The sequence below is a fragment of the Frankia alni ACN14a genome (assembly GCF_000058485.1).
Taxonomy (GTDB): domain Bacteria; phylum Actinomycetota; class Actinomycetes; order Frankiales; family Frankiaceae; genus Frankia; species Frankia alni.
This window is the reverse complement of sequence record NC_008278.1, coordinates 5,183,689-5,205,540: the sequence shown is the minus strand read 5'-3', so window position 1 is coordinate 5,205,540 and position 21,852 is coordinate 5,183,689. Positions and strand designations below refer to the sequence as shown.

Genomic DNA, 21,852 nt, shown 5'->3' with positions numbered 1-21,852 from the left:
GTGCGGATTTTCCGCGAGTCGAGGGTCAGCGCTGCGAGCCGGTGTGTACCCGGGCCAGCCGCAGACCTTCCTCCATCGTGGGCGCGCTGGCCGTCCACCGCCCGCACGAGCAGGACACGGCGTAGGTCCCGTCGTCGTTCGGCCGCACCGACTGGGCCACGCACAGGTCGCCGGAGTTGGCGGCCTCGTGCAGGAACTCGGTGGGCGAGTCGTACATCACGTTGTCGCTCATCAGTCCTTCTCCGTCTCTCGTCGAAGCCAACGCGTTCAGCCGGTCCGCAGCGCGCCGAGCAGCGCCTGGACGTCCTCCAGCACGCGCAGCGTGTCGTTGAGGTGGGTGCAGGTCGACGTCCCGAGGAAGGTCCGGCGCACGAACGGGCGCAGCCCGGCCAGCGGCATTCCGGCGAGCCGGGTGGCGCTGGCGGCCGCGGCCGGGCACTCGACGAACGGCAGCGCGCGGGGCGTGGCCTCGCAGCGCAGGAACGTCGACGTGGCGGTGTCGACCTCGGCGGTCACGGTGTACTCGTGGATGACGGTCGCCACGCCCTCGGGCAGGACGTAGGAGTCGCGGAACAGGGCGTCGACGTGGGCCCGGGCGGCGGAGCCGTCGAGGCGGACGTCGACCCGGCGCGCCCGGCGCATGCCGCGCGCAGGCAGCGGCGGGGTGTCGTGCCAGGCCAGCGGGTCGCCGGGGCGATCGAGCGACGGGGCGATCGGACCGGTCACCACGGGGGAGTGGCCGAACGCCTCGACCTCGTTCATGATCGTCCCACCCGTGGCGAAGCCCGCGCACAGGTCCGCGACGTGGCGGTAGTCGCCCTGGCGCAGGGGCGGGATCGCCGGACTGCCGGTCTCCCGCGCCTCCTGCGCGGCGGCGCCGTAGGCGTGGCCGGAGACGAGCGCCGCGCCGGGCAGGTCGTCGAGCAGCAGGTAGAGCAGGTTCTCCTCGGTGGCCAGCGCCGGGTCGACCTCGTCGAGGCGCGATCGGAAGCCCGCGGCGACCGAGCGTCCGACCAGCCCGGTCAGCGCCGGCCGCGCCGGGTCGCTGGTGATCTGGCGCAGCTCCCGCCCGGCGGTGAAGTCCACCACGGCGTGCACCGCCGCCTCGCCCAGCACCTCGGCGCCCGCTGCAGCGCCGTCCACCCTGTCGCCGTCCACCCTGTCGCCGTCCGGCCGTTCGCCCGGCCACTCGCCGGTCCTCCCGGCGCCGCCCGGCCGGTCGTCGGCGGTACGCAGGTCGCGGCCCCGGCCGACGAGGTGCAGCGGGCCGCCGAACCCCTCGGGGCGCAGCATGTCGATCGTGGTGGTGCGGCGGACCGAGCCGGCCGCGCGGGCGAGCGTGCCGCTGGTCGGTTCGTGGATGCCGTGCCGCGGATGCAGGGTCCGCAGGGGAACCGTCGTCATCGGCGCATGCACCTCCCTTTCGGTGTGCGTTCCCGAACCTCGACGAGACCCACCCGTCGGATGATCCGGTGGGCCCGCCGCGTCTCGGCTGGTGGCCATGCTCGGGGCTACGTAAATGAAAACGTCTTTTTCAGAGAATTGTTCCCGTGGGCCCGGCTGTCAACGCCGGCGCCGCGCCCGAGACGGCGGTCGTCGCACGGGAGCCGCGCAGTGCTGGCGGGTTCAGCCCACGCCGGGGGCGGGCCGGCCGGGGGACGCGCCGAGGGCGCGGAAGACGAAGTCGGCGATCCGGTCCGCCGTCTCGGCGGGGCGCTCGGCCGGCGGGCACAGGAGCTGGCGATCCAGGGCCCGGCCGAGCACCGCCTGGATCTGCTCGGCGTCGGCCCGCGCATCCGCCCGGGGAAAGGAGCCATCGTCGACACCCCGGCGCAGGATCGCCGCGAGGGCCGCCTCCTGGTCGGTCTGGAACCGTTCCCGTTCGGCGGCGAAACCGCGGGCCCGGCGGGTCTCCTCGGAACTCAGGATCAGCGCGCGGCGCCGGCGGGGCTCGGCCGACATCAGGTGCAGCACGCCGTCGATCCAGCGGCGCAGTGCCTCGCGGGCGGTCGGGGCCGCGGCGATCGAGGCGGTCAGCTCGGCGGTGACGCGCTCGCAGTCGCGGCGGAACAGTGCCAGCAGCAGGCTGTCCTTGGACGCGAAGTGGCGATAGAAGGCGCGCGTCGACAGGCCTGCGGCGTGCAGGATGTCGGTGATCGACACGGAGACGCCCGCGCTCGCGAGCAGGCACCGGTACGCGGCGTCCATGATCAGTTCCCGCTCGTCGTCCTGGTCGTCCGGGACCGTCACCGCGCCACCTCCACCCCGCCCTCGCGCCGCCCTCGCCCTGGTCACCCAGCCGTGGGCCAGGCCCAGCCCGGCCCCCTCGCCTCCCGGCAGACCTGGACGATCACCCTACCGACCTGCGGGCCGCCCGCCCGGGTCCGACCCCACCTCCCGGCCGGGGGCCGCCGCGCGGATCCGGCGGCCGTTTGCCAGGGTGGACGGATGGATCTGCGCATCTTCATCGAGCCTCAGCAGGGCGCCTCCTACGAGCGACAGCTCGCCGTGGCGAGGGCGGCCGAGGACGCCGGCTTCGACGGATTCTTCCGTTCCGACCACTACCTGCGGATGGGGCCGGGTGATCCGTCGCCGGGGCCCTCGGACTCCTGGGTGACGCTGGCGGCCCTGGCCCGCGAGACCTCGCGGATCCGGCTGGGCACCCTCGTCACCTCCGCGACCTTCCGGCTGCCCGGGCCGCTGGCCATCGCCGTCGCGCAGGTGGACGCGATGAGCGGCGGCCGCGTGGAGCTCGGCCTCGGCGCCGGCTGGTTCGAGGCGGAACACACCGCCTACGGCATCCCGTTCCCGTCGGTCGAGGAGCGGTTCGACCGGCTGACGGAGCAGCTTGCGATCATCACCGGGCTGTGGGGAACCCCGCCCGGCGAGTCGTTCTCCCACGACGGCCGGTACTACCAGCTCGCCGACAGCCCGGCGCTGCCGAAGCCGGTGCAGCGGCCCCGACCGCCGATCATCATCGGCGGGGCCGGGCCGCGGCGCACCCCGCAGCTCGCCGCCGCCTACGCGGCCGAGTTCAACGCCGCCTTCGCCCCCGCCGAGGTGGTCGGGCAGCGGTTCGCCCGGGTCCGGGAGGTGGCCGCGGCGGCCGGACGCGATCCGGCGGACCTCGTCTACTCCACCTCCAACGTCGTCGTCTGCGCGAAGTCGGACGCGGAGCTCGCCCGGCGGGCCGAGCGCATCGGCCGAGAGGTCGACGAGCTGCGCACCAACGGTTTCGTCGGCACCCCCGAGGAGATCCTGGCCAAGCTCGCGACCTTCGGTCCTGACGGTGCCGGGGCGAGCCGCATCTACCTGCAGGTGCTCGATCTGGCGGACCTCGACCACCTCGACCTGATCGCCGCCGAGGTGCTCCCGCACGTCTGAGTAGGCGGGCGGGCCGCGGCGGCCGGATCCCGGCCTGGAACAGCGAGCCTCAGCCTCTCCTGGCGAGCCTCAGCCTCTCCTGGCGAGCTGGCGGCTCTCGATGGCCGCCTCGGCCGTCGCCGGCTCGGCGAGCAGCCCCCCCAACGCCGCCGCGACCCGCTCCGAGATGATCGCGGCCAGGCCGTGCCGGGACCAGACGGCGAGCGGCAGGGGCGCGGGCTTCGGCAGGTCGTCGCGGGCGACGAGCCCCTCGGGCGTCTGCCCCAGGGTGGCCATCAGGGCGACGCCCAGGCCGGCCCCCACGGCCGCCTGGACGCCGGCGAGCTGGATCGCCTCGGCGCCGATCACCGCGGGGATCGCCTGCGACGACAGGGCCTCCAACGCGCAGGTGCGCAGCGCGCAGGGATGGTCGAAGGCGACGACGGGCATCGGCTGCGTCGCCGCGGGCCGCCGCCACAGGGGAGAGGAGTACCAGGTCAGCTCCAGGTCGCCGACCGACGTCGCGCGCGGGTCCGTGGCCGGGCCGAGCAGCAACGCCAGGTCGATCCGCCCCGCCTCGAGCCCCTCGCGCAGGTTGGTGCCGCGGTCGATGCGGAAGCGGATGCGGTAGCGGGGCAGCGACTGCTCCAGCGCCGCGGCGAGGAAGGGCAGCAGCTGGGCCGCGGCATGCTCCGTCGAGCCGATCACGACGGTCTCCTCGGTCTCCATGCCGAAGCCGTGCAGCGTCTCGTCGTGGATGGCGAGGATCCGGCGGGCCTGGCGGAGCAGGTGCTCGCCGTCGGGAGTCAGCCGGGAGCCGCGTCCCTGGCGTTCGACGAGCACGCGCCCGGTGGCGGACTCGAGCCGGCGCACGTGCTGGCTCACCGCCGCCTGGCTCAGATGCAGCGACGTCGCGGCCCGCTGGAAACCGCCACACTCCGCGACAGCGACGTAGCTGCGCAGCGGGGCGATGTCCAGTATCCGTCGCATGTCGGTCAGGGTACTGGACATTCATAACCGAACGCGATTGATCGCCATAACGAAGCGTCGTTGGACATCCGGGCCCCGGACCAGCATGCTCATCCCCATGACCCAGTCGACCGCCGTGATGCTCACGTGTTGTCGTTGGCTGGATCTCGCCCGTGGCCAGGCAGCGCTCTGTCGCTGACCTGATCGGTCGCTGCGCCGCCGCAGCCAAAGCCGTCGCCCGCTCCGGCGACGCGATGTAGCTGTCTCCGCTCCCTTAGCTGTCGCCGTCCTTTTCCGCGTACGTGGGCGCGCGCTGTAGTTCACCGCGCCCCCGTAGTTCACCGCGCCCCCGTAGTTCACCGCGCCCCCGTAGTTCACCGCGCCCCCGTAGTTCACCGCGCTCCGTAACCCGGGGCGCTCTGTAGCCCAGCGCGTCATTGTGCCGTGTCCGCAACCGGATTCGGCCGACGGACGACGTCGTCGTCGTGCGCGTTTCGCCCCCAGACCGGGAAGGTTCCACCATGCCTGTTCGCACGCTCAAACTGGGCGCCGTCCTCATCGGCGTCGGCGGTCCGGGGCAGCACAACACGTGGCTGGACCCCGAGATCCCGGGCGACGCCAGCGTGGACGTCCACTGGTACATCGCCCGTGCCCAGGAGGCGGAGGCCGCGCGGTTCGATCACGTCTTCATCGTCGACAGCCAGTTCATCACCGCGGACTCCCCGAACCACTACCTCAGCCGGCTCGAACCGTTGACGCTGCTGTCCGCGATCGCCGTCCACACCCGCCACATCGGTCTGGTGGGAACGATCACGACGTCCTACAACGAGCCCTTCAACGTCGCCCGCCGGCTCGCCTCGCTCGACCACATCAGCGGCGGCCGGGCCGGCTGGAACGTCGTCACCAGCGGCGACTCCGGAACGGCGGGCAACTACAGCCGCGACGAGCACTTCGACTATCCGACCCGGTACGGACGGGCGATCGAACACGTGCGAGTCGCGCAGGGTCTGTGGGATTCCTACGAGGCGGACGCCTTCCCTCGCGACAAAGAGCGTGGCGTGTTCTTCGATCGCAGCCGTCAGCATGCACTCAATCACGTCGGCGAATACTTCTCCGTGGTCGGACCGTTGAATCTGGAGCGCACTCCCCAGGGTCAGCCGGTCATCTTCCAGGCGGGCGACTCGGAGGAGGGTCGCGATCTCGGCGCGAGCATCGCCGACGCCATCTTCACGCACTCGCAGACGCTCGAGCAGGCGCAGGCGTTCCGCACCGAGCTGCGGTCGCGGGCGGCCGCCAAGGGCCGCGACCCGGAGAACCTGCTCATCGTTCCGGGGATCTCCCCGATCATCGCCGACACCGACGAGCAGGCCCGCGCCAAGGAGGACGCGATCCTCGGCGAGGGAAGCTTCGAGCGGGCCCTCGCCGAGCTCGGCCGGCCCTTCGGCTGGCACGACTTCTCGCAGTACGACCTGGATGCGCCGTTCCCCGAGGTCGGAGAGGTCGCCGAGCGCAGCTTCCGCACCCACGCGGAGGGGATCACGAAGCTGGCGCGGGACAACAACCTGACGCTGCGCCAGGTGGTCGAGCACCAGCTGCGGGCCCGCCGCTCCCCGTTCGTGGGCTCGCCCCTGACCGTCGCGAACGAAATTCAGCGTTGGTTCGAGGCCGGCGGCTTCGACGGTGTGAACATCACCGTGAACGCGCCGAGCGAGTTCGCACGCTTCACCGATCAGGTGCTGCCGATCCTGCGCGAGCGGGGCGTCGTGCGCAGCGAATACGAGTCGACCACCCTGCGCGGCAACCTCGGCCTGCCGATCCCGGAGAACAGGTACACGGCGGCCCGCCGCCAGGAGCGTTCCGCCGACGAGACAGCCGCCGCCGACGAGACAGCCGCCGCCGACGAGACAGCCGCCGCCGGTGAGGCGGTGTCCGCCGAGGAGGCGGTGTCCGCCGACAGCGCGGCCTCGGCGCTCGTCTCCTGAACCATCGCACGTCATTCCTGAACCGCCGCACATTCATCGACGTCCGAACAGGGAAAGAAGAAGATGACCTCCGAGCGACACCTGCCATCCGCCCGCCGCACGAGACGCGGCGCCGTCCTCGGGGCCCTGCTGGCCCTCGCGGCCCTCGTTCTCAGTGCCTGCGGTTCCGGTTCCGGCGCCGGTGCCGCCGCCGGCGGCGGGGGCGGAAGCGGCAGGACCGCCACCCTGAAGTGGGCGTCGTCCTTCTTCCCGACGCACTGGGACCCGGTGGTCGGGGGCAGCGGGGCCCAGTTCCGCATCCTCGCCCTGCCGTATGCCGCGCTGACGAAGACGGACGCGAAGGGCAACGCGGTCCCGGATCTGGCCGAGAGCTGGGCCTACAACGGCGCCGGCGACGAGATCACGTTCCACCTGCGCCCGAAGCTGACGTTCAGCGACGGCACCCCGGTCGACGCCGCGGCGGTCAAGAACGCCATCGACCGGGCCAAGTCGCAGAAGAACTCGGCGCTGTTCGGCGATCTCACCTCGATCAAGTCGGTCACCACCAGCGGCGACCTCGACGTGGTCGTCCACCTCACCCAGGTCGACCACCAGATCCCCCTGCTGCTCGGTGAGCGCGTGCTGCAGATCGCCAGTCCCAAGGCCGCGGCGGACCCGGCGAAGCTCGACCAGAACCCGGTCGGCGCCGGACCGTTCGTCGTCACGCAGCTGATTCCGGGCACGAAGGTCCTGCTGAAGAAGAACCCGAACTACTGGGACGCCAAGAACATTCACATCGACAACGTGGAGCTGGTCTCGGCGCCCGACGCGTCGACGGTCGTCTCAGGTCTGCAGACGGGCGTCTACAACTTCGCCGACCTCGCGCCGAGCCAGGCGAAGGCCGCCAAGGCGGCCGGCCTCGACGTCTTCGTGCAGCCGGGCTTCAACGCCTCGAACATCAGCCTGAACATCAACAAGGCGCCGTTCGACAACCCCAAGGTCGTCGACGCGGTCCGCTATGCCACCAACCGGCAGGAGTTCGTCGACAAGCTCACCTTCGGGTACGGCAAGCCGACCAACCAGCCCTTCCCGCCCGGGTACATCGCCTACGACGAGAAGTCGGCGAACCTGTACCCGTACGACCCGGCGAAGGCGAAGCAGCTGCTCGAGCAGGCCGGCTTCAAGCCGGGCCAGATCAAGCTGGACCTGGTCATCCCGAAGGAGGACCCGGCGGCGGAGATCGTGCAGTCGCAGCTCGCGGCAATCGGGATCACCGTCACCATCAAGATCAACAAGAACTGGGCGACGCCCTTCTTCGCCAAGGACCTGACGCTCTCGCTGTACGGCACGACCGGTCGTGACTCGGCCGTCCAGACGCTCACGGCGCACTTCGGCCCGAACGGCCCGCTGAACCTCAGCTCGCCGTACGAGCCGGACGGCTTCGAGGCCGCGATCGCCAAGGTCCGCCAGACGCCGCTGGACGCGCCGGCCTACCCGCAGGTCCTGCAGGCGGCCACCCGCGTGGGCCTGCAGAGCAAGGCGCTCGTCTTCACCTACTCCAGCCCGAACGTGTTCGCCAAGAACAAGGCGATCTCCGCGCTGCCCGCCAACCCGGCCCACGTCGACTGGACCGGCGTGACCATCGGCGACTAATCCGGCTCACCCCGGCCACGTCTGCGCCGACCCGCGGCGCCCACCGACGTCCACCGCATGGCCATCCACGCCCACCCATGGCCATCAGCGCCCACCCGACGTCCATCCACGCCCCTTCCGGCCTGAAGAGAGGAGGCAACCCATGGCGGTGAGCACGGCTGACCACGCGGTCGTTGCCGACCCGGGCGCAGTGCTCGCCGCCGCCAGGGCGCGGCGGGCCGCCGGCCGCGTCCTGGTCACCCTGGCCCGCTCGGTCGCGATCTTCGTCCCGGTCTTCCTGGTGGCGACCTTCCTGACCTTCGCCCTTCGGGCGATCAGCGGCCTGAGCCCCGCCCACATCCAGCTCGGGGAGAGCGCCACCCCGGACGCGGTCGCCCGCATCGAGCAGCAGTGGGGCCTGGACCGCCCGTTCCTCGCGCAGTACTGGACCTGGTTCACCAACATCCTGCACGGCCAGCTCGGCGCGAGCTGGTCCAACGGCGCGAACATCGCCGAGCTGATCAGCAACGGCCTGGCCATCAGCCTGTCGGTGGTGACGCTGGCGCTGATCATCGGCGTGGTCTTCGGCTTCGGGCTCGGCACCCTGGCGGCGGTGCGCCGCACCACCTGGATCGACCGGGCGATCACGGGCTTCCTGACGGTCTTCTCGGTGATGCCGCCCTTCGTGGTCGGCATCGTCCTGGTGACCGTCTTCGCCGTCGGGCTCGGCTGGCTGCCGGCCGCGGGCTACGTGCCGGCGAGCGTGGGGACGTGGCCGTGGTTCACCCACATCCTGCTGCCCGCGCTGGCACTCAGCCTCGATCCGATGGCCGACGTCGCCCGCCAGCTTCGCTCCGGCCTCATCGCCTCCTACCAGGAGAACTACGTGACCGGCGCGATCGTGCGCGGGCTCAGCCCGCGGCGGATCTTCTTCCGGCACGTGCTGCGCAACGGCGTGGGACCCGCCCTGAGCGTGCTGGGCTGGCGGTTCCCCACGCTCATCGGCGGCTCCGTGGTCACCGAGTGGATCTTCGGGTTGCAGGGTTTCGGCCGGTTCGCCAACGACTCCGCGCAGGCCGGCGATGTGCCGGCGGTCCAGGGCGTGCTCGTCGTCTCGATCGTGCTGGTCGTCACCTTCAACCTGATCGTCAACGTCGTCCTGGGCCGGGTCACCCCGGCCTCGCAGCGGGGGGTGTGACATGGTCCGTCGCGTCCTGGCGCTGCCGACCGGCCGGCTCGCCGTCGGCGTCCTGTCCCTGATCGCCCTGCTGGCGATCCTCGGCCCGACCCTGGCCCCGCACAACCCGCTGGGGACGAGTGCGCTGACCCTGGCCGGCCCCTCCTGGGAGCACTGGCTCGGGACGGACTACCTCGGCCGGGACGTGTTCAGCCGGCTGCTCGCCGGCTCGCGCACCAGCGTGCTCGGCTCGGTCGAGGTGGCACTGATCGCGCTGGCCGTCGGCGTCGTCCCGGGCATCCTGTCGGTGTACTTCGGCCGCGTGTTCGAGTGGTTCACGCTGCGGATCGCCGACACGCTCATCGCCCTGCCGTTCCTCATCTACGCCGTGGCCGTCACCGCGCTGCTCGGCAACGGGATCCCGCAGGCGATGTTCACCGTCGGCGTGCTCGTCTCGCCGCTGTTCTACCGGGTCGCGCGGGCGGCGACGCTGGCGGTCGCCCGCTCGCAGTACGTCGAGGCGGCGCTGATCTCCGGCGCGTCGATCGGCTGGATCGCGCGCCGGCACGTGTGGGGGAAGGTGCTGCCGCCCGTCGCGGTGGCGCTGGCCCAGACCATCGGCGTCGGCTTCGTCGTCGTCTCCAGCCTGAGCTTCCTCGGCATCGGGGTGCAGCCGCCGGCACCGACCTGGGGCGGCCTGCTCGCCTCCGACCTCGGCTACCTGTCCTACCAGCCGTGGGCCCCGGCCGTCCCCGCCCTGCTGATCATGGCGACGGTGTGGGGCAGCAACCTGCTGGCCGACGCCATCCGTGACGTGTCCGGGGAGGCGGGGCGCGCGCTGCTGAACAGCCGCCGGGCCCGCGCCCGCCGCCTCGACCCAGCCGAACCGATCCCCGCCGGAGGCGCCGCCCGATGACGACAACCAGTCCCACGCTGGCGGTCCGCGACGTGCGGATCCGCGACGACGTCAACGACCGCGAGATCGTGCACGGCGTCTCGTTCGAGCTCAGACCCGGCCGGGCCGTCGGCATCGTGGGGGAGTCGGGCAGCGGCAAGACGCTGACCTGCCGCGCGATCCTCGGCATCCTGCCGGCGCACTTCGCCGTGTCCGCCGGCTCGATCGAGATCGCCGGCCGGGACATCGCCGGGCTGACGACCCCGCAGTGGACCGACCTGCGCGGGTCGACGATCAGCGCGGTGTTCCAGGACCCCGCCTCCTACCTCAACCCGTCCATCAAGGTGGGGTCGCAGATCGCCGAGGTCATCCAGGTCAAGTCCGGGCTGCGGCGGCGGGCCGCGCGCCGGCGCGCGCTCGAACTGCTGACCGCCGTGCACCTGCGCGACCCGGAGCTCGTCTACGACCAGTACACCTTCGAGCTGTCCGGCGGGATGCTCCAGCGCGTCCTCATCGCCACCGCGATCGCCGCCGACCCGCAGGTGCTCATCGCCGACGAGGCGACCACCGCCCTGGACGTGACGGTGCAGGCCGAGATCCTCGACCTGCTCGCCGACCTGCGGGAGCGCCGCGGCCTCGCGCTCGTCGTCGTGTCCCACGACCTCGCCGTCGTCGCGCAGGTCTGCGACGAGGTGCTGGTCATGCGCGAGGGCGAGGTCGTCGAGCACGGGCCGACCGCGGACGTGCTCTACCACCCGCGCCACGAGTACACCCGCCTGCTGATCGCCGAACACGAGCAGTACGGCCTGGACCGCTACCTGGCCGACACCGACGCCGACTCGTACACCGACTCGGACGCCGACACCGACTCGGACGCGGACTCGACCACCGACCCCGAGTCCAGCGTCAAGGTCGGCGCCGGCGCGCAGCGGAAGGAGCTGGACGGTGTCCACTGACGGCCGGCCGGTCCTGGAGGTCGCCGATCTCGAGGTTCACTACGGGCCGCGGCGGCGTCGGCGCCGGGTGCTGCACGGCGTCTCGCTGTCGGTGACCCGCGGCGAGACCGTGGGCGTGATCGGCGAGACCGGCTCGGGCAAGTCGACCTTCGCCCGGGCGGTGCTCGGCCTGGTGCGCGCCTCCGGTGGGCGGATCCTCATCGACGGCGAGGACGTGTCCCGGTACTCCCCCCGACAGTGGCGCGCGCTGCGTCGCCGCGGCGTCGTCCAGTACGTCTTCCAGGACCCGCTGCGCAGCCTCGACCCCGACCTGCCCATCGAGGAGTCCCTCATCGAGCCGCTGCTCGTCCAGGGCGTGGGCCGCAAGGAGGCGATCGAGCGCGGACGCGCCTACCTCGCCCGCGTCCGCCTGGACAGCGAGCTGTTCGGCCGCCTGCCCGGCGAGCTCTCCGGCGGCCAGCGCCAGCGCGTCGCGGTGGCGCGCGCCCTGGTCACCGAGCCCGCGCTGATCATCCTGGACGAGCCGGTGAGCGCCCTGGACTCCGCCAACCGGGTCGGAATCCTGGAGATCCTCAAGGAGCTACGCGGCGCCGGCGTCGCACTGATCTTCATCTCGCACGACCTCGGCTCCGTCGCCGGCGTCGCCGACCGCGTCGCCGTGCTCTACCAGGGCGAGTTCGTCGAGGTGGGGGACGCCCGCGCGGTCATCAGCGCCCCCCGCCATCCCTACGCCCGGCTGCTCGTCGGTTCGGCGCCGACGCTGCGCTCGGTCGCCGCCAGCCGGGCCGAACGCGACGCGCTGCGCGCCCTGCTGAACGCCTGAACGCCTGAACCCGGTCCGGCCCGACCCCTGACCAGGCCGGACGTCATCCGTTGGAAGGGAACCCGACATGTCCCGCACGCTCCACCTCGCCCTGAGCGCCTACGGCGTCGGCGGTCCCGGCCAGCACGGCCTGTGGAAGGATCCGCGCGTCCCGAGCAACGCCAGCGTCGACATCAACTACTACATCCGCCAGGCGCAGACCGCCGAGCAGGCACTGTTCGACGCGTACTTCATCGTCGACAGCCAGTTCATCAACGCCGGCTACCCGGCGCACTACCTCAGCCGGCTCGAACCGCTGACGCTGCTGTCGGCGGTCGCGACCCACACCCGCCACATCGGCCTGATCGGCACGGCGAGCTCGACGTACAACTCGCCGTTCAACCTCGCCCGCCGGTTCGCCTCGCTGGATCACATCAGCGGCGGGCGCGCCGGCTGGAACGTCGTCACCAGCTTCGACACCGGCACCTCACGCAACTACGGGCTCGACGAGCACCTCGACTACGCCACCCGCTACGGCCGGGCGCTCGAGGCGGTCGAGGTCGTGCGCGGGCTGTGGGACTCCTACGAGGAAGGCGCCTTCCCCGCCGACGTCGAACGCAACCTCTTCCTCGACCCGACCAAGCTGCACGCCCTCGACCACGTCGGCGAGCACTTCAGGGTCGCCGGGCCGCTCAACCTCGACCGGTCGCCGCAGGGCCAGCCGGTGATCTTCCAGGCCGGCGTGTCCGAGGAGGGGCGCACCCTGGCCGCCCACGTCGCGGAGGGCATCTACGCCCCCGGGGGGTCGTTGGCGCAGTCGCAGGACTACTACGCCGACATCAAGCGGCGGGCCGCGGCGCTCGGGCGCGATCCCGACCACGTCGTCATCCTCGTCGGCGCCAGCCCCGTCCTCGCCGCCACCGACGCCGACGCGCACCGGCTCTCGCGCGACATCTTCGAGGCCGACAACGACTTCGACCGCAAGCTCGGCTTCCTCGGCCGCAGCTTCGGCGCCTACGACTTCAGCGGGCACGACCTCGACGCGCCGTTCCCCGATCTCGCGCACCTGGCCGAGAAGGGCGGGCGCACCCGCGGCCTGGAGATCGTCCGCCATGCCCGCGAGGAGGGACTCACCCTGCGGCAGGTCGTCGAGACGGTGACCGAGTACGAGCCGTCGCCGTTCACCGGCGCGCCGGACACCGTCGTCGACGCGATCGAGCAGTGGTTCACCACCGGCGCGGCCGACGGGCTGAACCTCCGCTTCCGCACCCACGACGACCTCGAGCGCTTCGTCGCCGACGTCGTCCCGTCGCTGCAGAAGCGTGGGCTGTTCCGCACCGAGTACACCGGCGACACGCTGCGGGCCAACCTCGGCCTGCCGATCCCGGTCAACCGCTACACGCGCGAGCGCGAGCCCGCGGCCGCCCAGGCCTGAGGAGGACCACCATGACGGACCATTCGGCGAACCAGGCCGCGGTGAGCCTGGAGGACGCGGGCCAGGCCTATTCGCCCACGGGCGGGCGCGACGTCCACACCGTGCGCTTCCCCACCGCCACGCCGCCGACCGAGGTCGACGTGCTGATCGTCGGCGCCGGCCCGGTGGGCCTGTCGGCGGCCGTGGAGCTCACCGCCCGGGGGGTGCGGGTCGCCGTCGTCGACCGCGCCCGCGCTGCGACGCTGGTCCGGGCCGGCGCGATGGGCCACAGCCCGCGCACGGTGGAACACTTCCGCCGCTGGGGGCTGCTGCAGCACATCCGCGACGAGTGGACGTTCCCGCCGGAGTGGAACCAGGGCATCCGGCTGGTCACCTCGCTGGTCGGTCATGAGCTGCTGGCACCCCGCCGCCCGTCCTTCGCGGGCTCGTCTGGCGGTGGCCCCTCCGCCGAGGAGGCGCTGCGCCGTCCGCAGAGCGCACTGCAGCGGGTCTTCCTCGACCATCTCGACCGGCGAGGCGTCGGGGTGGCCGGTGGCTGGCGGCTGGTGGCGCTGCGGGAGAGCGTCGACTGGATCGAGGCCGACGTGCTCCACGAGCCCGACGCCTCCGACGTCTCCGCCGTCTCTGTTGCCTCCGCCGTCTCCGATGCCTCTGGCGCGCCTCGCACCATCCGGGCCCGCTACCTGCTCGGCGCGGACGGCGGCAGCAGCACCGTCCGCCGGCTCGCCGGCATCGAACGCGACGGCGCCCACGCCACCGAGAAGCGGCTGCGGCTCATCGTGCGCACCCAGGACATCTCCGACCGGGTCGGCCCCGCGCCCAGCGGCACCAACATCGTGTTCAACCAGCGGGCCGCCGGCTTCCTCGCCGCGGTGAGCACCCGCGAGTGGCGCGTGTACGCCGGGCCGTACCCGCTGGACCACACCCCCACCGAGGCGGAGCTGCTCGCCACCGCCCAGGCGGCCTTCGGGTTCGAGCTGGACCTGGAACTGGTCTCGTCGACGACCTTCTACGACGCCACCCGGATCGCGCGGACGTTCCGGCGCGGACGTGTGCTGCTGGCCGGCGACGCCGCGCATGTGCGCACCCCCGGCGGCAACCTCGGGGAGGGCTTCGGCGACGTGGCGAACCTCGGCTGGAAGCTCGCCGCCGTGCTCGCCGGCCAGGCCCCCGAGGAGCTGCTGGACTCCTACGACCAGGAGCGCCGCCGGCACAACTGGCGGATCGCCGACCACGCGCTGGAGCGTTCGCGGCGCTCGCACGCGCTGCTGGCGGAACTGCGCCGGCTCGGCATCCCCGACGACGCCGACGACAGCCCGCAGGCCGAGGCGCGCCGCGCCGAGATCCGTGCCCGGATCAGCCAGGGCGCTCTCGGCGCGCCCGGCGTGACCTTCGACGAGCGCTACGACGCGTCGTCGGCGATCTGGTACGAGGACGGACAGCTCGACACGGAACCCCCGTGGCGCGCCGACGTCTACCAGGACGACCCGCGGCCGGGACACCGGGCACCGAACGGCCTGGTCGACCCCTACGGCGACACCCTCTACGACCGCATCGGCCTCGGCTTCGCGCTGCTCGTGCTGTCCGCGGACCGGGAGGTGGAGCGGGCCCTCGTCGCCGAGGCGCTCGCCCGATCGCTGCCGTTCACGGTCGTCCACCTGGCCGAGCCGGCGGTGCGTGCGCTGTACGGCGCCGACAACGTGCTCGTCCGCCCCGACCAGCACGTGGCCTGGCGCGGCGCCGAGCTTCCCGCCGCCGGCGCCGGTGCCGTCCTCGACCTCGTCCTCGGTGCCGGCCAGGTTCTCGGCACCATCCCGGATCAGGTCCCCCCGGCGGACGGGAACCTCGCGGTGGACCAGGGTCGCGCCGTGGACCAGGGTCGCGCGGTGAATCAGGGTCGCGCGGCACCGGAGGTCGCCGTGGCGACCGGCGTCGACCTGGCCGGCACGAGCGCGTCCGTCCGTTCCTGAGAGGCGTTTGACCATGACCGACGTCCCAGCCCTCGGCGGCCCCGCCACCGACGGCCCCGCCACCGACGGTTCCGCTTCGCCGCGCTTCCGGCTCGGCTTCCTCACCCACGTCCAGGGCCCGGGCGAGCTGGCATCCACCTACGACCACGCGCAGGAGCTGTTCGTCGTCGCCGACGAGCTCGGCTTCGACGTCGGCTGGGTGGCCCAGCACCACGTGTCCCTCGGCGGCGGTGGCCTGCCCTCACCCTGGACGTTCCTGGCCTACGCCGCCGCGCGCACCCGGCGCATCCGGCTCGCCACGGCGATCACGATCCTGCCGCTGGAGGATCCGGTCCGGTTGGCCGAGGACGTGTCGGTCGTCGACACGCTCAGCGGCGGCCGGGTCGAGATCGGCGTCGGCAGCGGTGGCAGCGAGCTGGAGTACGCCGCCTTCGGCCGGGACGTGGGCCGCCGTCGTGAGCTGACCAGCGAGGGGCTGGCGGTGCTGCGCAAGGCGCTCGCGAACGAGGAGGTCGGCGCGCCGGGCTTCACCATCCAGCCACCGGCCCGCGACTTCACCGACCGGATCTGGCAGGGCGTCTTCAGCGCGCCGGGGGCCGAGTACGCCGCCGCCTCGGGTTCGAACCTGCTGCTCAACCGTGCCGCCTACGGCTACGACGAGCCCACCGACGCCGTGCAGCGGCCCTGGGCCGATGCGTACCTCGCCGCGTGGAACCTGCCGCGCCCGCCGCGCATCGGACTGTCGCGGTTCGTCTTTCCCTCGGCCGACCGGCGGACCGCGCTGGCCCAGATCGGACCGCACGTGCTCGCGGCCGCGCAACGGTTCTCCGGGCACGGTGCCTTCCCGAAGGGGATCGACACCGATGAGGCGCTCCGCCGGTTCCACTCCTTCTACGGTCACCCGGAGGAGATCGTCGCGCAGCTGCGCCAGGAGCAGGTGCTGCCGGTCGCCACGGATCTGATCGCCCAGTTCAACCCGGCGGTCGTCGATCACGACGTGGCGATCCGGGCGCTCGAGCTCATCGCCACCGAGGTCGCGCCCGCCCTGGGCTGGAAACCCGCATCCCCCGCCCAGCCCGCACTGGCCGGACTCTGAACCAAGGCCGTTGATCCACGGTCCGGCCGACCAGTGCCTCCAGCGCTTGTCGAGCTGCGCCGCACATGAGGTGTCGTTCGTGACCGGATCGGGGTGAAGACCCGGGGATCGGATTTCTGGTAGATCGGCTTGCCTTGGCATCGCATGGGTGCCTGTACGACAGCAGGGCCTCCTGCCGCTCGTCCATAGTTGACCTGACGAGCTGGGCGGGAGGCCCTGCCTTGTATCGACCACCGAAGGACCGTCTGGTCGGGGTTGCGCTGGATCCCAGTCGAACCGTCAGGGAACCTCTTCGGTACAACAGACTCTCAGGAAGATCTTCTAAGCGTCGATCACAAACACGATCGCCTGAGCTGTGCCGCCTCCGGAGCTCGCCAGAATGCGGTCCGACCAGTTTCCCGCGCCATCGGGGCCGAAGCTGTTGATGAGCGCCGAATCGTTGCCCGCGGTGATTTCTGCACCGCCGACCGGAACCTTACCCGCTGGGATCGCGACCGAGACGATGTTGGTTCCGGCAACAATGGGCGTTACCGGCCCGTTCACCTGCTCATACCCAGTGACGCCACTCGGTCCTACCGGTCCTGCCGGGCCTTGCGGTCCTGCGGGTCCTGCCGGTCCTGCGATGCCGTCAGTGCCGGCTGGTCCTGCCGGTCCTGCGATGCCGTCAGCGCCTGCCGGGCCTACCGGTCCTGCTGGTCCTGCCGGGCCTACCGGTCCTGCTGGTCCTGCCGGGCCTTCGGGGCCTGCGGGGCCGGTGGCGCCGTCAGTGCCGGCTGGTCCTGCCGGTCCTGTGATGCCGTCAGCGCCTGCCGGGCCTACCGGTCCTGCTGGTCCTGCCGGGCCTTCGGGGCCTGCGGGGCCGGGGGCGCCGTCAGTGCCGGCTGGTCCTGCCGGTCCTGTGATGCCGTCAGCGCCTGCTGGTCCTGCCGGTCCTGCTGGGCCTTCGGGGCCTGCGGGGCCGGGGGCGCCGTCAGTGCCGGCTGGTCCTGCCGGGCCTTCGGGGCCTGCGGGGCCGGGGGCGCCGTCAGTGCCGGCTGGTCCTGCCGGTCCTGTGATGCCGTCAGCGCCTGCTGGTCCTGCCGGTCCTGCTGGGCCTTCGGGGCCTGCGGGGCCGGGGGCGCCGTCAGTGCCGGCTGGTCCTGCCGGGCCTTCGGGGCCTGCGGGGCCGGGGGCGCCGTCAGTGCCGGCTGGTCCTGCCGGTCCTGCCGGTCCTGCTGGGCCTTCGGGGCCTGCTGGGCCGGTGGCGCCGTCAGTGCCGGCTGGTCCTGGTGGGCCTGCGATGCCGTCAGCGCCGGCTGGGCCTGCGGGGCCGGGGGCGCCGTCGGTGCCGGCTGGTCCTGCTGGGCCTGCGGGGCCGGGGGCGCCGTCGGTGCCGGCTGGTCCTGCCGGTCCTGCGATGCCGTCAGCGCCGGCTGGTCCTGCTGGGCCTTCGGGGCCTGCGGGGCCGGTGGCGCCGTCAGTGCCGGCTGGTCCTGGTGGGCCTGCGATGCCGTCAGCGCCGGCTGGTCCTGCGGGGCCGGGGGCGCCGTCGGTGCCGGCTGGTCCTGCTGGGCCTGCGGGGCCGGGGGCGCCGTCGGTGCCGGCTGGTCCTGCCGGTCCTGCGATGCCGTCAGCGCCGGCTGGTCCTGCTGGGCCGGTGGCGCCGTCGGTGCCGGCTGGTCCTGCTGGGCCTGCGGGGCCGGGGGCGCCGTCGGTGCCGGCTGGTCCTGCCGGTCCTGTGATGCCGTCAGCGCCTGCTGGTCCTGCCGGTCCTGCCGGGCCTTCGGGGCCTTCGGGGCCTGCGGGGCCGGTGGCGCCGTCAGTGCCGGCTGGTCCTGGTGGGCCTGCGATGCCGTCAGCGCCGGCTGGTCCTGCTGGGCCGGTGGCGCCGTCGGTGCCGGCTGGTCCTGCCGGACCTTCGGGGCCTGCGGGTCCTGCGGGGCCTGCGATGCCGTCAGCGCCGGCTGGTCCTGCTGGGCCGGTGGCGCCGTCGGTGCCGGCTGGTCCTGCCGGACCTTCGGGGCCTGCGGGTCCTGCGGGGCCTGCGATGCCGTCAGCGCCGGCCGGTCCTGTCGGTCCAGTCTCGCCGCTAGGTCCTGCTGGTCCTGCTGGTCCTGCTGCGCCGCTAGCGCCTGCGGGTCCTGCCGGCCCTGGTGCGCCATTGGCGCCATTGGCGCCGTTGGCGCCATTGGCTCCGTTAGCGCCTGCTGGTCCTGCTGGTCCTGCCGGCCCTGGTGCGCCGTTGGCTCCGTTCGCACCGTTGGCGCCTGCTGGTCCTGCCGGTCCTGCTGGCCCTGGTGCGCCGTTGGCTCCGTTGGCTCCGTTGGCTCCGTTGGCGCCTGCTGGTCCCGCTGGCCCTGGTGCGCCGTTGGTGCCAGCGGGTCCTGCCGGTCCTGCCGGTCCTGTTGGGCCTGCTGGTCCTGGGGCGCCGTCAGTGCCTGCCGGACCTGCCGGACCTGCCGGGCCCGCGACGCCGTTAGCGCCTTGTGGTCCTGCCGGCCCTTGTGCGCCGTTGGCTCCGTTTGCGCCTGCCGGTCCTGCGGGTCCCGTCGGTCCTTGTGCGCCGTTGGCTCCGTTAGCGCCTGCTGGTCCTGCTGGTCCCGTCGGTCCTGGTGCGCCATTGGTGCCAGCGGGTCCTGCCGGTCCTGTTGGTCCTGCTGGTCCTGGGGCGCCGGCAGTGCCTGCCGGGCCTGGGACGCCTTCTCGGTTCCACACCACGCGGTATTCGTACGCGTGGCATACGGTCGGATCGGTTACGATCCGTGCGATCTGCGTGAATTGGTTGACGCACCCGTTGATGAGATTCGGCGGTTCGGCGTTGGCGGTTCCGCAGAGCATTAGCGTTCCAAAAGCGCCGAGTGCCGGCAATAGCACGAGGCGTTTTTTTGAGGCCATACCCTCCTACCTTTCGATGAAGGTTATCCATGGCGCAGAAGGTGCTCCATAGGAGAACTCAGCCTCGCACATGCGATCAAAATCACCGTGGCGACACGCCTTTCCGGTCCCGTGAATAGCAAATTGGAAGGCGACGTTAGCGGAAACGCCTGCTATCTCGGTCGGGGGCGGGGAAACGGTGCCACCTGTGTCGGAGCGCATGGTTTTCCTGGCAAGTGCCAGCTGGTAGGTCGAAGCAGTTCAGAACCTCGCGGAGATTCTCGGCCTCCCCGACAAACTGGGCATCTGTCGGCAACTCTGCACCTGGGACCTCCCGTCGCACTCGTGACGAGCCGGCGCGGGGATACCTCGACGAAAAGTGGGTGGATTTTCTCCAGACCGCCTCTTCCGCAGGCGGATGATCGTGCTGGAGGCCAGCAGCGGGAGAGCCCGCCTGTCGGTCCCCGGGCGTCGACCAACTATCTCGACGTGATCATTACCGGGGAGTTGTCGGCCGCCGCGGTGGGTGGGGCGAGTTCCTGCGCGGCGTCGGCGAAGCGCGCCCCGCCGAGCCCGGCCGGTCCACGGGCCGGATCGAACTCACCGGCACCCTCGGTGTCGCCGGCGAACGCGCCGGTCGGGACGGCGTGGGCGCCGTCGAGTCCGCCGGTCGGGGCGGACTGATCCTCGACGAAGGCCCGCAGCCGCCGGGACGCCTCGGCGCTGGCCGCCCGGCCGGCCATCGCCGCGTGCAGGGCGGTGCGCAGCCCGTCGGGGGTCAGCCGCTTCGCCGACAGGCTGATCCCGGCGCCGGCCTGGACCACCCGGCGGGCGACCTCCGGCTGGTCGCGGCCGAAGGGCACCGCGACGATCGGCACGCCCGCCGCCAGCGCCTTGTGGACGATGCCCATCCCCCCGTGGCAGACGACCGCCGCGGCCCGCGCGAGCACCGGGCCGTGCGGGACGAACCGCTCGGTCCGAACGTTGGCCGCCGCCGGCAGATCGACGCGGCCGTGGGCGTCGGCGAGGGTGACGAGCACTCGCATCGGTTCGTCGCGCAGCGCCTCGACGGCCACCTCGGCGAGCCGCTCGTCGCCCTGGTAATCGGTGGACATCGTGACGAGCACCCAGGGGTCGCCCGGCTCGGTCAGCCAGTCGGGCACCGCGGCCGGCGGGTCCCAGATCTGCGCGCCGACGAAGCTGACGTTCGCCGGCGCATCCACCCGCGGGTACTCCAGCGGGTCGCCGGCGAGGACCAGCAGCCGGTCGGCGCTGAGGAAGTGCTCCAGCGGGTTCGTCAGCGCGGGCAGGCCAGCCCCGGCGCGCAGCGCGTTGAGCGGCGGCAGCATCGCCCTGCCGTACTGGCGGATCACCAGCGGCCACAGCGCCCGGTCCCGCGCCCACCCAAGGGGCCCGCGGGCCGGGGCGAGGCCCAGCCCGTAGGGCGGGATGCCGCGTCCGGGCAGTGCGACCAGGGACGGCAGCGTGATCGCCCACGGCCGGCCGGACGCCTGCGCGGCCACCGCGGCGCCGTAGGCGTTGGTGTCGACGAGGACGACGTCGGGGTCGACGGCGTCGATCGCCGCGGTCAGGTCGGCCCGTTCGAACGGCCCGCGGGCCATCAGCCCGGCCAGCGCCAGCCGGAGCTGGTCGGCGCCACTCCCGGCGGCGTCGTCACGCACGACGATCTCGTCGATGCGCGGATCGAAGGGTTCGGCGCGCAGGCCGGCGCGCCGGGCGGTGTCGACGAGCGCGGCGCCGACGCGCAGCCGGACGTCGTGGCCGCGTTCCTGCAGGGCGAGCAGGCCGGGGATGAGCGGGAACAGATGTCCGGCGGCGGTCGAACAGTGGACGAGGTAACGCGTCATGGCGATCTCCTGACGGGGCGAGGATGTGGCGGGGCGGCGATCTGGCGGGGTGGGGAGCGGATGAGGGCGCGCGGCCTGCGCCGCCGACTCCGGCCTGCGCCGTGGCCGCGGGCGGGCCCCCGGTTATCCGGAGGCCTTCGTTGCCCGATTTATCCCTCTGGATAGGCGGGAGGGCGGCGGGCGAGGTGGCGGCAGGCTGCGGCGAGGTCGGCGACGGCCGCACGCGCGGCGGCCACCGACAGGTCCTGGTCGCGGCGCAGGACGAGCCAGAACTCGACGCCGCAGACGGCGGCGAGGCGGCCGGCGAGGTCGTCCCGGGCAGCCGGGGGAAGGGGATCGAGGTCGGCGGCGAAGACCGCCTCGATCCACTCCCGGTGGGCCCGCCGGCCGGCGTCGGCGCTCTCCTTCAGCGCCGGGGAGGCGTCCTGCTGGTGCAGGGTGCGTTCGGTGATCCGCCCCCACTGCTCGTAGTGCCGGGCCAGCCGGTCGCTCACCCCGGCCAGGTCGTCGCCGACCGGGCGGGCGTCGTTTGGGTCGCCGCGGGTGGCGGCGATCTGCGGCACGATCCAGCGGTTGACGGCCCGTACGAGACCGTCCTTGGTCCCGACGCGGCGGATGACGGTCTGCAGGCCGACGCCGGCCCGCTCGGCGACCGCCGGCAGGGTGACGTGCTCGAACGGGCGTTCGACGAAGAGTTCGGTGGCCGCGCGCAGGATCCGACCGGTGTTCGCCTCGGTGGTCTCGGCCCGGCTGCGCTGCCGGTACGCCCGGCTCGGCTCCATGTTCACGGTATGAACCGTACCGCGAAATTTGCCGCCCATGAGTGTCGTGTGCACGTCAGAGGTGGTGGAACGGAGGTGGCGGTGCGCGGAAGG

19 protein-coding genes are annotated in these 21,852 nt (G+C 72.6%); 11 read left to right on the top strand and 8 right to left on the bottom strand.

Going from position 1 to position 21,852, the window contains the following annotated elements; all coding sequences use genetic code 11:
• Nucleotides 1–25: 25 nt before the first annotated feature.
• The 3 genes from FRAAL_RS20970 to FRAAL_RS20960 all read right to left on the bottom strand — a co-directional run bounded on the left by FRAAL_RS20970 (nucleotide 26) and on the right by FRAAL_RS20960 (nucleotide 2,250).
• Nucleotides 26–232, bottom strand: a complete 207-nt coding sequence (locus FRAAL_RS20970; protein ID WP_011605920.1) for a hypothetical protein — start codon at nucleotides 230–232, stop codon at nucleotides 26–28.
• A 35-nt stretch (nucleotides 233–267) separates the two neighbouring features.
• On the bottom strand, nucleotides 268–1,404 hold the full coding sequence (locus tag FRAAL_RS20965; protein ID WP_041939573.1) for a DUF2889 domain-containing protein: 1,137 nt from the start codon (nucleotides 1,402–1,404) through the stop codon (nucleotides 268–270).
• A 222-nt stretch (nucleotides 1,405–1,626) separates the two neighbouring features.
• The gene (locus tag FRAAL_RS20960) at nucleotides 1,627–2,250 is read right to left on the bottom strand and encodes a TetR/AcrR family transcriptional regulator (RefSeq protein WP_011605918.1); all 624 of its coding nucleotides are present in this window, start codon (nucleotides 2,248–2,250) and stop codon (nucleotides 1,627–1,629) included.
• Between the two features lie 198 nt (nucleotides 2,251–2,448).
• Between FRAAL_RS20960 and FRAAL_RS20955 the strand changes: the two genes are divergently transcribed.
• Nucleotides 2,449–3,384, top strand: a complete 936-nt coding sequence (locus FRAAL_RS20955; protein WP_011605917.1) for an LLM class F420-dependent oxidoreductase — start codon at nucleotides 2,449–2,451, stop codon at nucleotides 3,382–3,384.
• Between the two features lie 69 nt (nucleotides 3,385–3,453).
• Here FRAAL_RS20955 and FRAAL_RS20950 read toward each other — a convergent pair whose 3' ends face one another.
• On the bottom strand, nucleotides 3,454–4,353 hold the full coding sequence (locus FRAAL_RS20950) for a LysR family transcriptional regulator (protein WP_041940817.1): 900 nt from the start codon (nucleotides 4,351–4,353) through the stop codon (nucleotides 3,454–3,456).
• Nucleotides 4,354–4,853: 500 nt separating this feature from the next.
• On the opposite strand from FRAAL_RS20950, the gene FRAAL_RS20945 reads away from it, so the two are divergent.
• The 9 genes from FRAAL_RS20945 (at nucleotide 4,854) to FRAAL_RS20905 (ending at nucleotide 16,256) form a co-directional block, all read left to right on the top strand.
• Entirely contained in the window at nucleotides 4,854–6,314 is a 1,461-nt protein-coding gene (locus FRAAL_RS20945; RefSeq protein WP_050997200.1) for an NtaA/DmoA family FMN-dependent monooxygenase, read from the top strand.
• Nucleotides 6,315–6,377: 63 nt separating this feature from the next.
• The gene (locus tag FRAAL_RS20940) at nucleotides 6,378–7,946 is read left to right on the top strand and encodes an ABC transporter substrate-binding protein (RefSeq protein ID WP_011605913.1); all 1,569 of its coding nucleotides are present in this window, start codon (nucleotides 6,378–6,380) and stop codon (nucleotides 7,944–7,946) included.
• Nucleotides 7,947–8,088: 142 nt separating this feature from the next.
• The gene (locus tag FRAAL_RS20935) at nucleotides 8,089–9,123 is read left to right on the top strand and encodes an ABC transporter permease (protein ID WP_011605912.1); all 1,035 of its coding nucleotides are present in this window, start codon (nucleotides 8,089–8,091) and stop codon (nucleotides 9,121–9,123) included.
• Between the two features lies 1 nt (nucleotide 9,124).
• A complete protein-coding gene (locus tag FRAAL_RS20930; RefSeq protein WP_011605911.1) occupies nucleotides 9,125–10,018 on the top strand; it encodes an ABC transporter permease in 894 nt (297 codons plus the stop codon).
• The gene (locus tag FRAAL_RS20925) at nucleotides 10,015–10,953 is read left to right on the top strand and encodes an ABC transporter ATP-binding protein (RefSeq protein WP_011605910.1); all 939 of its coding nucleotides are present in this window, start codon (nucleotides 10,015–10,017) and stop codon (nucleotides 10,951–10,953) included. The genes FRAAL_RS20930 and FRAAL_RS20925 overlap by 4 nt, the downstream gene beginning before the upstream one ends.
• Nucleotides 10,943–11,776 (top strand): ABC transporter ATP-binding protein, encoded by an 834-nt coding sequence (locus tag FRAAL_RS20920; protein ID WP_011605909.1) that lies wholly within the window; start codon nucleotides 10,943–10,945, stop codon nucleotides 11,774–11,776. Before FRAAL_RS20925 ends, FRAAL_RS20920 begins: the two co-directional genes overlap by 11 nt.
• Before the next feature lie 67 nt (nucleotides 11,777–11,843).
• Entirely contained in the window at nucleotides 11,844–13,190 is a 1,347-nt protein-coding gene (locus FRAAL_RS20915; protein WP_011605908.1) for an NtaA/DmoA family FMN-dependent monooxygenase, read from the top strand.
• Nucleotides 13,191–13,201: 11 nt separating this feature from the next.
• Nucleotides 13,202–15,160, top strand: a complete 1,959-nt coding sequence (locus FRAAL_RS20910; RefSeq protein ID WP_050997199.1) for an FAD-dependent oxidoreductase — start codon at nucleotides 13,202–13,204, stop codon at nucleotides 15,158–15,160.
• A 13-nt stretch (nucleotides 15,161–15,173) separates the two neighbouring features.
• A complete protein-coding gene (locus FRAAL_RS20905; protein ID WP_041939572.1) occupies nucleotides 15,174–16,256 on the top strand; it encodes an LLM class flavin-dependent oxidoreductase in 1,083 nt (360 codons plus the stop codon).
• 321 nt (nucleotides 16,257–16,577) lie between these two features.
• On the opposite strand, the gene FRAAL_RS35160 is transcribed toward FRAAL_RS20905, so the two are convergent.
• A complete protein-coding gene (locus FRAAL_RS35160) occupies nucleotides 16,578–16,799 on the bottom strand; it encodes a hypothetical protein (RefSeq protein WP_011605905.1) in 222 nt (73 codons plus the stop codon).
• Between the two features lie 272 nt (nucleotides 16,800–17,071).
• Nucleotides 17,072–18,397, bottom strand: coding sequence for a hypothetical protein (locus FRAAL_RS35155; protein ID WP_231861149.1), 1,326 nt, complete (start codon nucleotides 18,395–18,397; stop codon nucleotides 17,072–17,074).
• 72 nt (nucleotides 18,398–18,469) lie between these two features.
• Here FRAAL_RS35155 and FRAAL_RS34005 point away from each other — a divergent pair, with 72 nt between their 5' ends.
• On the top strand, nucleotides 18,470–18,715 hold the full coding sequence (locus FRAAL_RS34005) for a hypothetical protein (protein WP_193790317.1): 246 nt from the start codon (nucleotides 18,470–18,472) through the stop codon (nucleotides 18,713–18,715).
• 873 nt (nucleotides 18,716–19,588) lie between these two features.
• Here FRAAL_RS34005 and FRAAL_RS20885 read toward each other — a convergent pair.
• The gene (locus FRAAL_RS20885; RefSeq protein ID WP_011605902.1) at nucleotides 19,589–20,977 is read right to left on the bottom strand and encodes a nucleotide disphospho-sugar-binding domain-containing protein; all 1,389 of its coding nucleotides are present in this window, start codon (nucleotides 20,975–20,977) and stop codon (nucleotides 19,589–19,591) included.
• A 149-nt stretch (nucleotides 20,978–21,126) separates the two neighbouring features.
• On the bottom strand, nucleotides 21,127–21,759 hold the full coding sequence (locus FRAAL_RS20880) for a TetR/AcrR family transcriptional regulator (RefSeq protein ID WP_041939571.1): 633 nt from the start codon (nucleotides 21,757–21,759) through the stop codon (nucleotides 21,127–21,129).
• Between the last annotated feature and the right edge of the window lie 93 nt (nucleotides 21,760–21,852).

Coding starts and splice junctions, on each gene's coding strand:
- FRAAL_RS20935 (WP_011605912.1), top strand. CDS start 8,089: ATGGCGGTGAGCACGGCTGACCACGCGGTCGTTGCCGACCCGGGCGCA.
- FRAAL_RS20880 (WP_041939571.1), bottom strand. CDS start 21,759: ATGGAGCCGAGCCGGGCGTACCGGCAGCGCAGCCGGGCCGAGACCACC.
- FRAAL_RS20950 (WP_041940817.1), bottom strand. CDS start 4,353: ATGCGACGGATACTGGACATCGCCCCGCTGCGCAGCTACGTCGCTGTC.
- FRAAL_RS20945 (WP_050997200.1), top strand. CDS start 4,854: ATGCCTGTTCGCACGCTCAAACTGGGCGCCGTCCTCATCGGCGTCGGC.
- FRAAL_RS20905 (WP_041939572.1), top strand. CDS start 15,174: ATGACCGACGTCCCAGCCCTCGGCGGCCCCGCCACCGACGGCCCCGCC.
- FRAAL_RS20955 (WP_011605917.1), top strand. CDS start 2,449: ATGGATCTGCGCATCTTCATCGAGCCTCAGCAGGGCGCCTCCTACGAG.
- FRAAL_RS20940 (WP_011605913.1), top strand. CDS start 6,378: ATGACCTCCGAGCGACACCTGCCATCCGCCCGCCGCACGAGACGCGGC.
- FRAAL_RS20915 (WP_011605908.1), top strand. CDS start 11,844: ATGTCCCGCACGCTCCACCTCGCCCTGAGCGCCTACGGCGTCGGCGGT.
- FRAAL_RS20910 (WP_050997199.1), top strand. CDS start 13,202: ATGACGGACCATTCGGCGAACCAGGCCGCGGTGAGCCTGGAGGACGCG.
- FRAAL_RS20970 (WP_011605920.1), bottom strand. CDS start 232: ATGAGCGACAACGTGATGTACGACTCGCCCACCGAGTTCCTGCACGAG.
- FRAAL_RS20885 (WP_011605902.1), bottom strand. CDS start 20,977: ATGACGCGTTACCTCGTCCACTGTTCGACCGCCGCCGGACATCTGTTC.
- FRAAL_RS20930 (WP_011605911.1), top strand. CDS start 9,125: ATGGTCCGTCGCGTCCTGGCGCTGCCGACCGGCCGGCTCGCCGTCGGC.
- FRAAL_RS20965 (WP_041939573.1), bottom strand. CDS start 1,404: ATGACGACGGTTCCCCTGCGGACCCTGCATCCGCGGCACGGCATCCAC.
- FRAAL_RS20925 (WP_011605910.1), top strand. CDS start 10,015: ATGACGACAACCAGTCCCACGCTGGCGGTCCGCGACGTGCGGATCCGC.
- FRAAL_RS35155 (WP_231861149.1), bottom strand. CDS start 18,397: ATGGCGCACCAGGGCCGGCAGGACCCGCAGGCGCTAGCGGCGCAGCAG.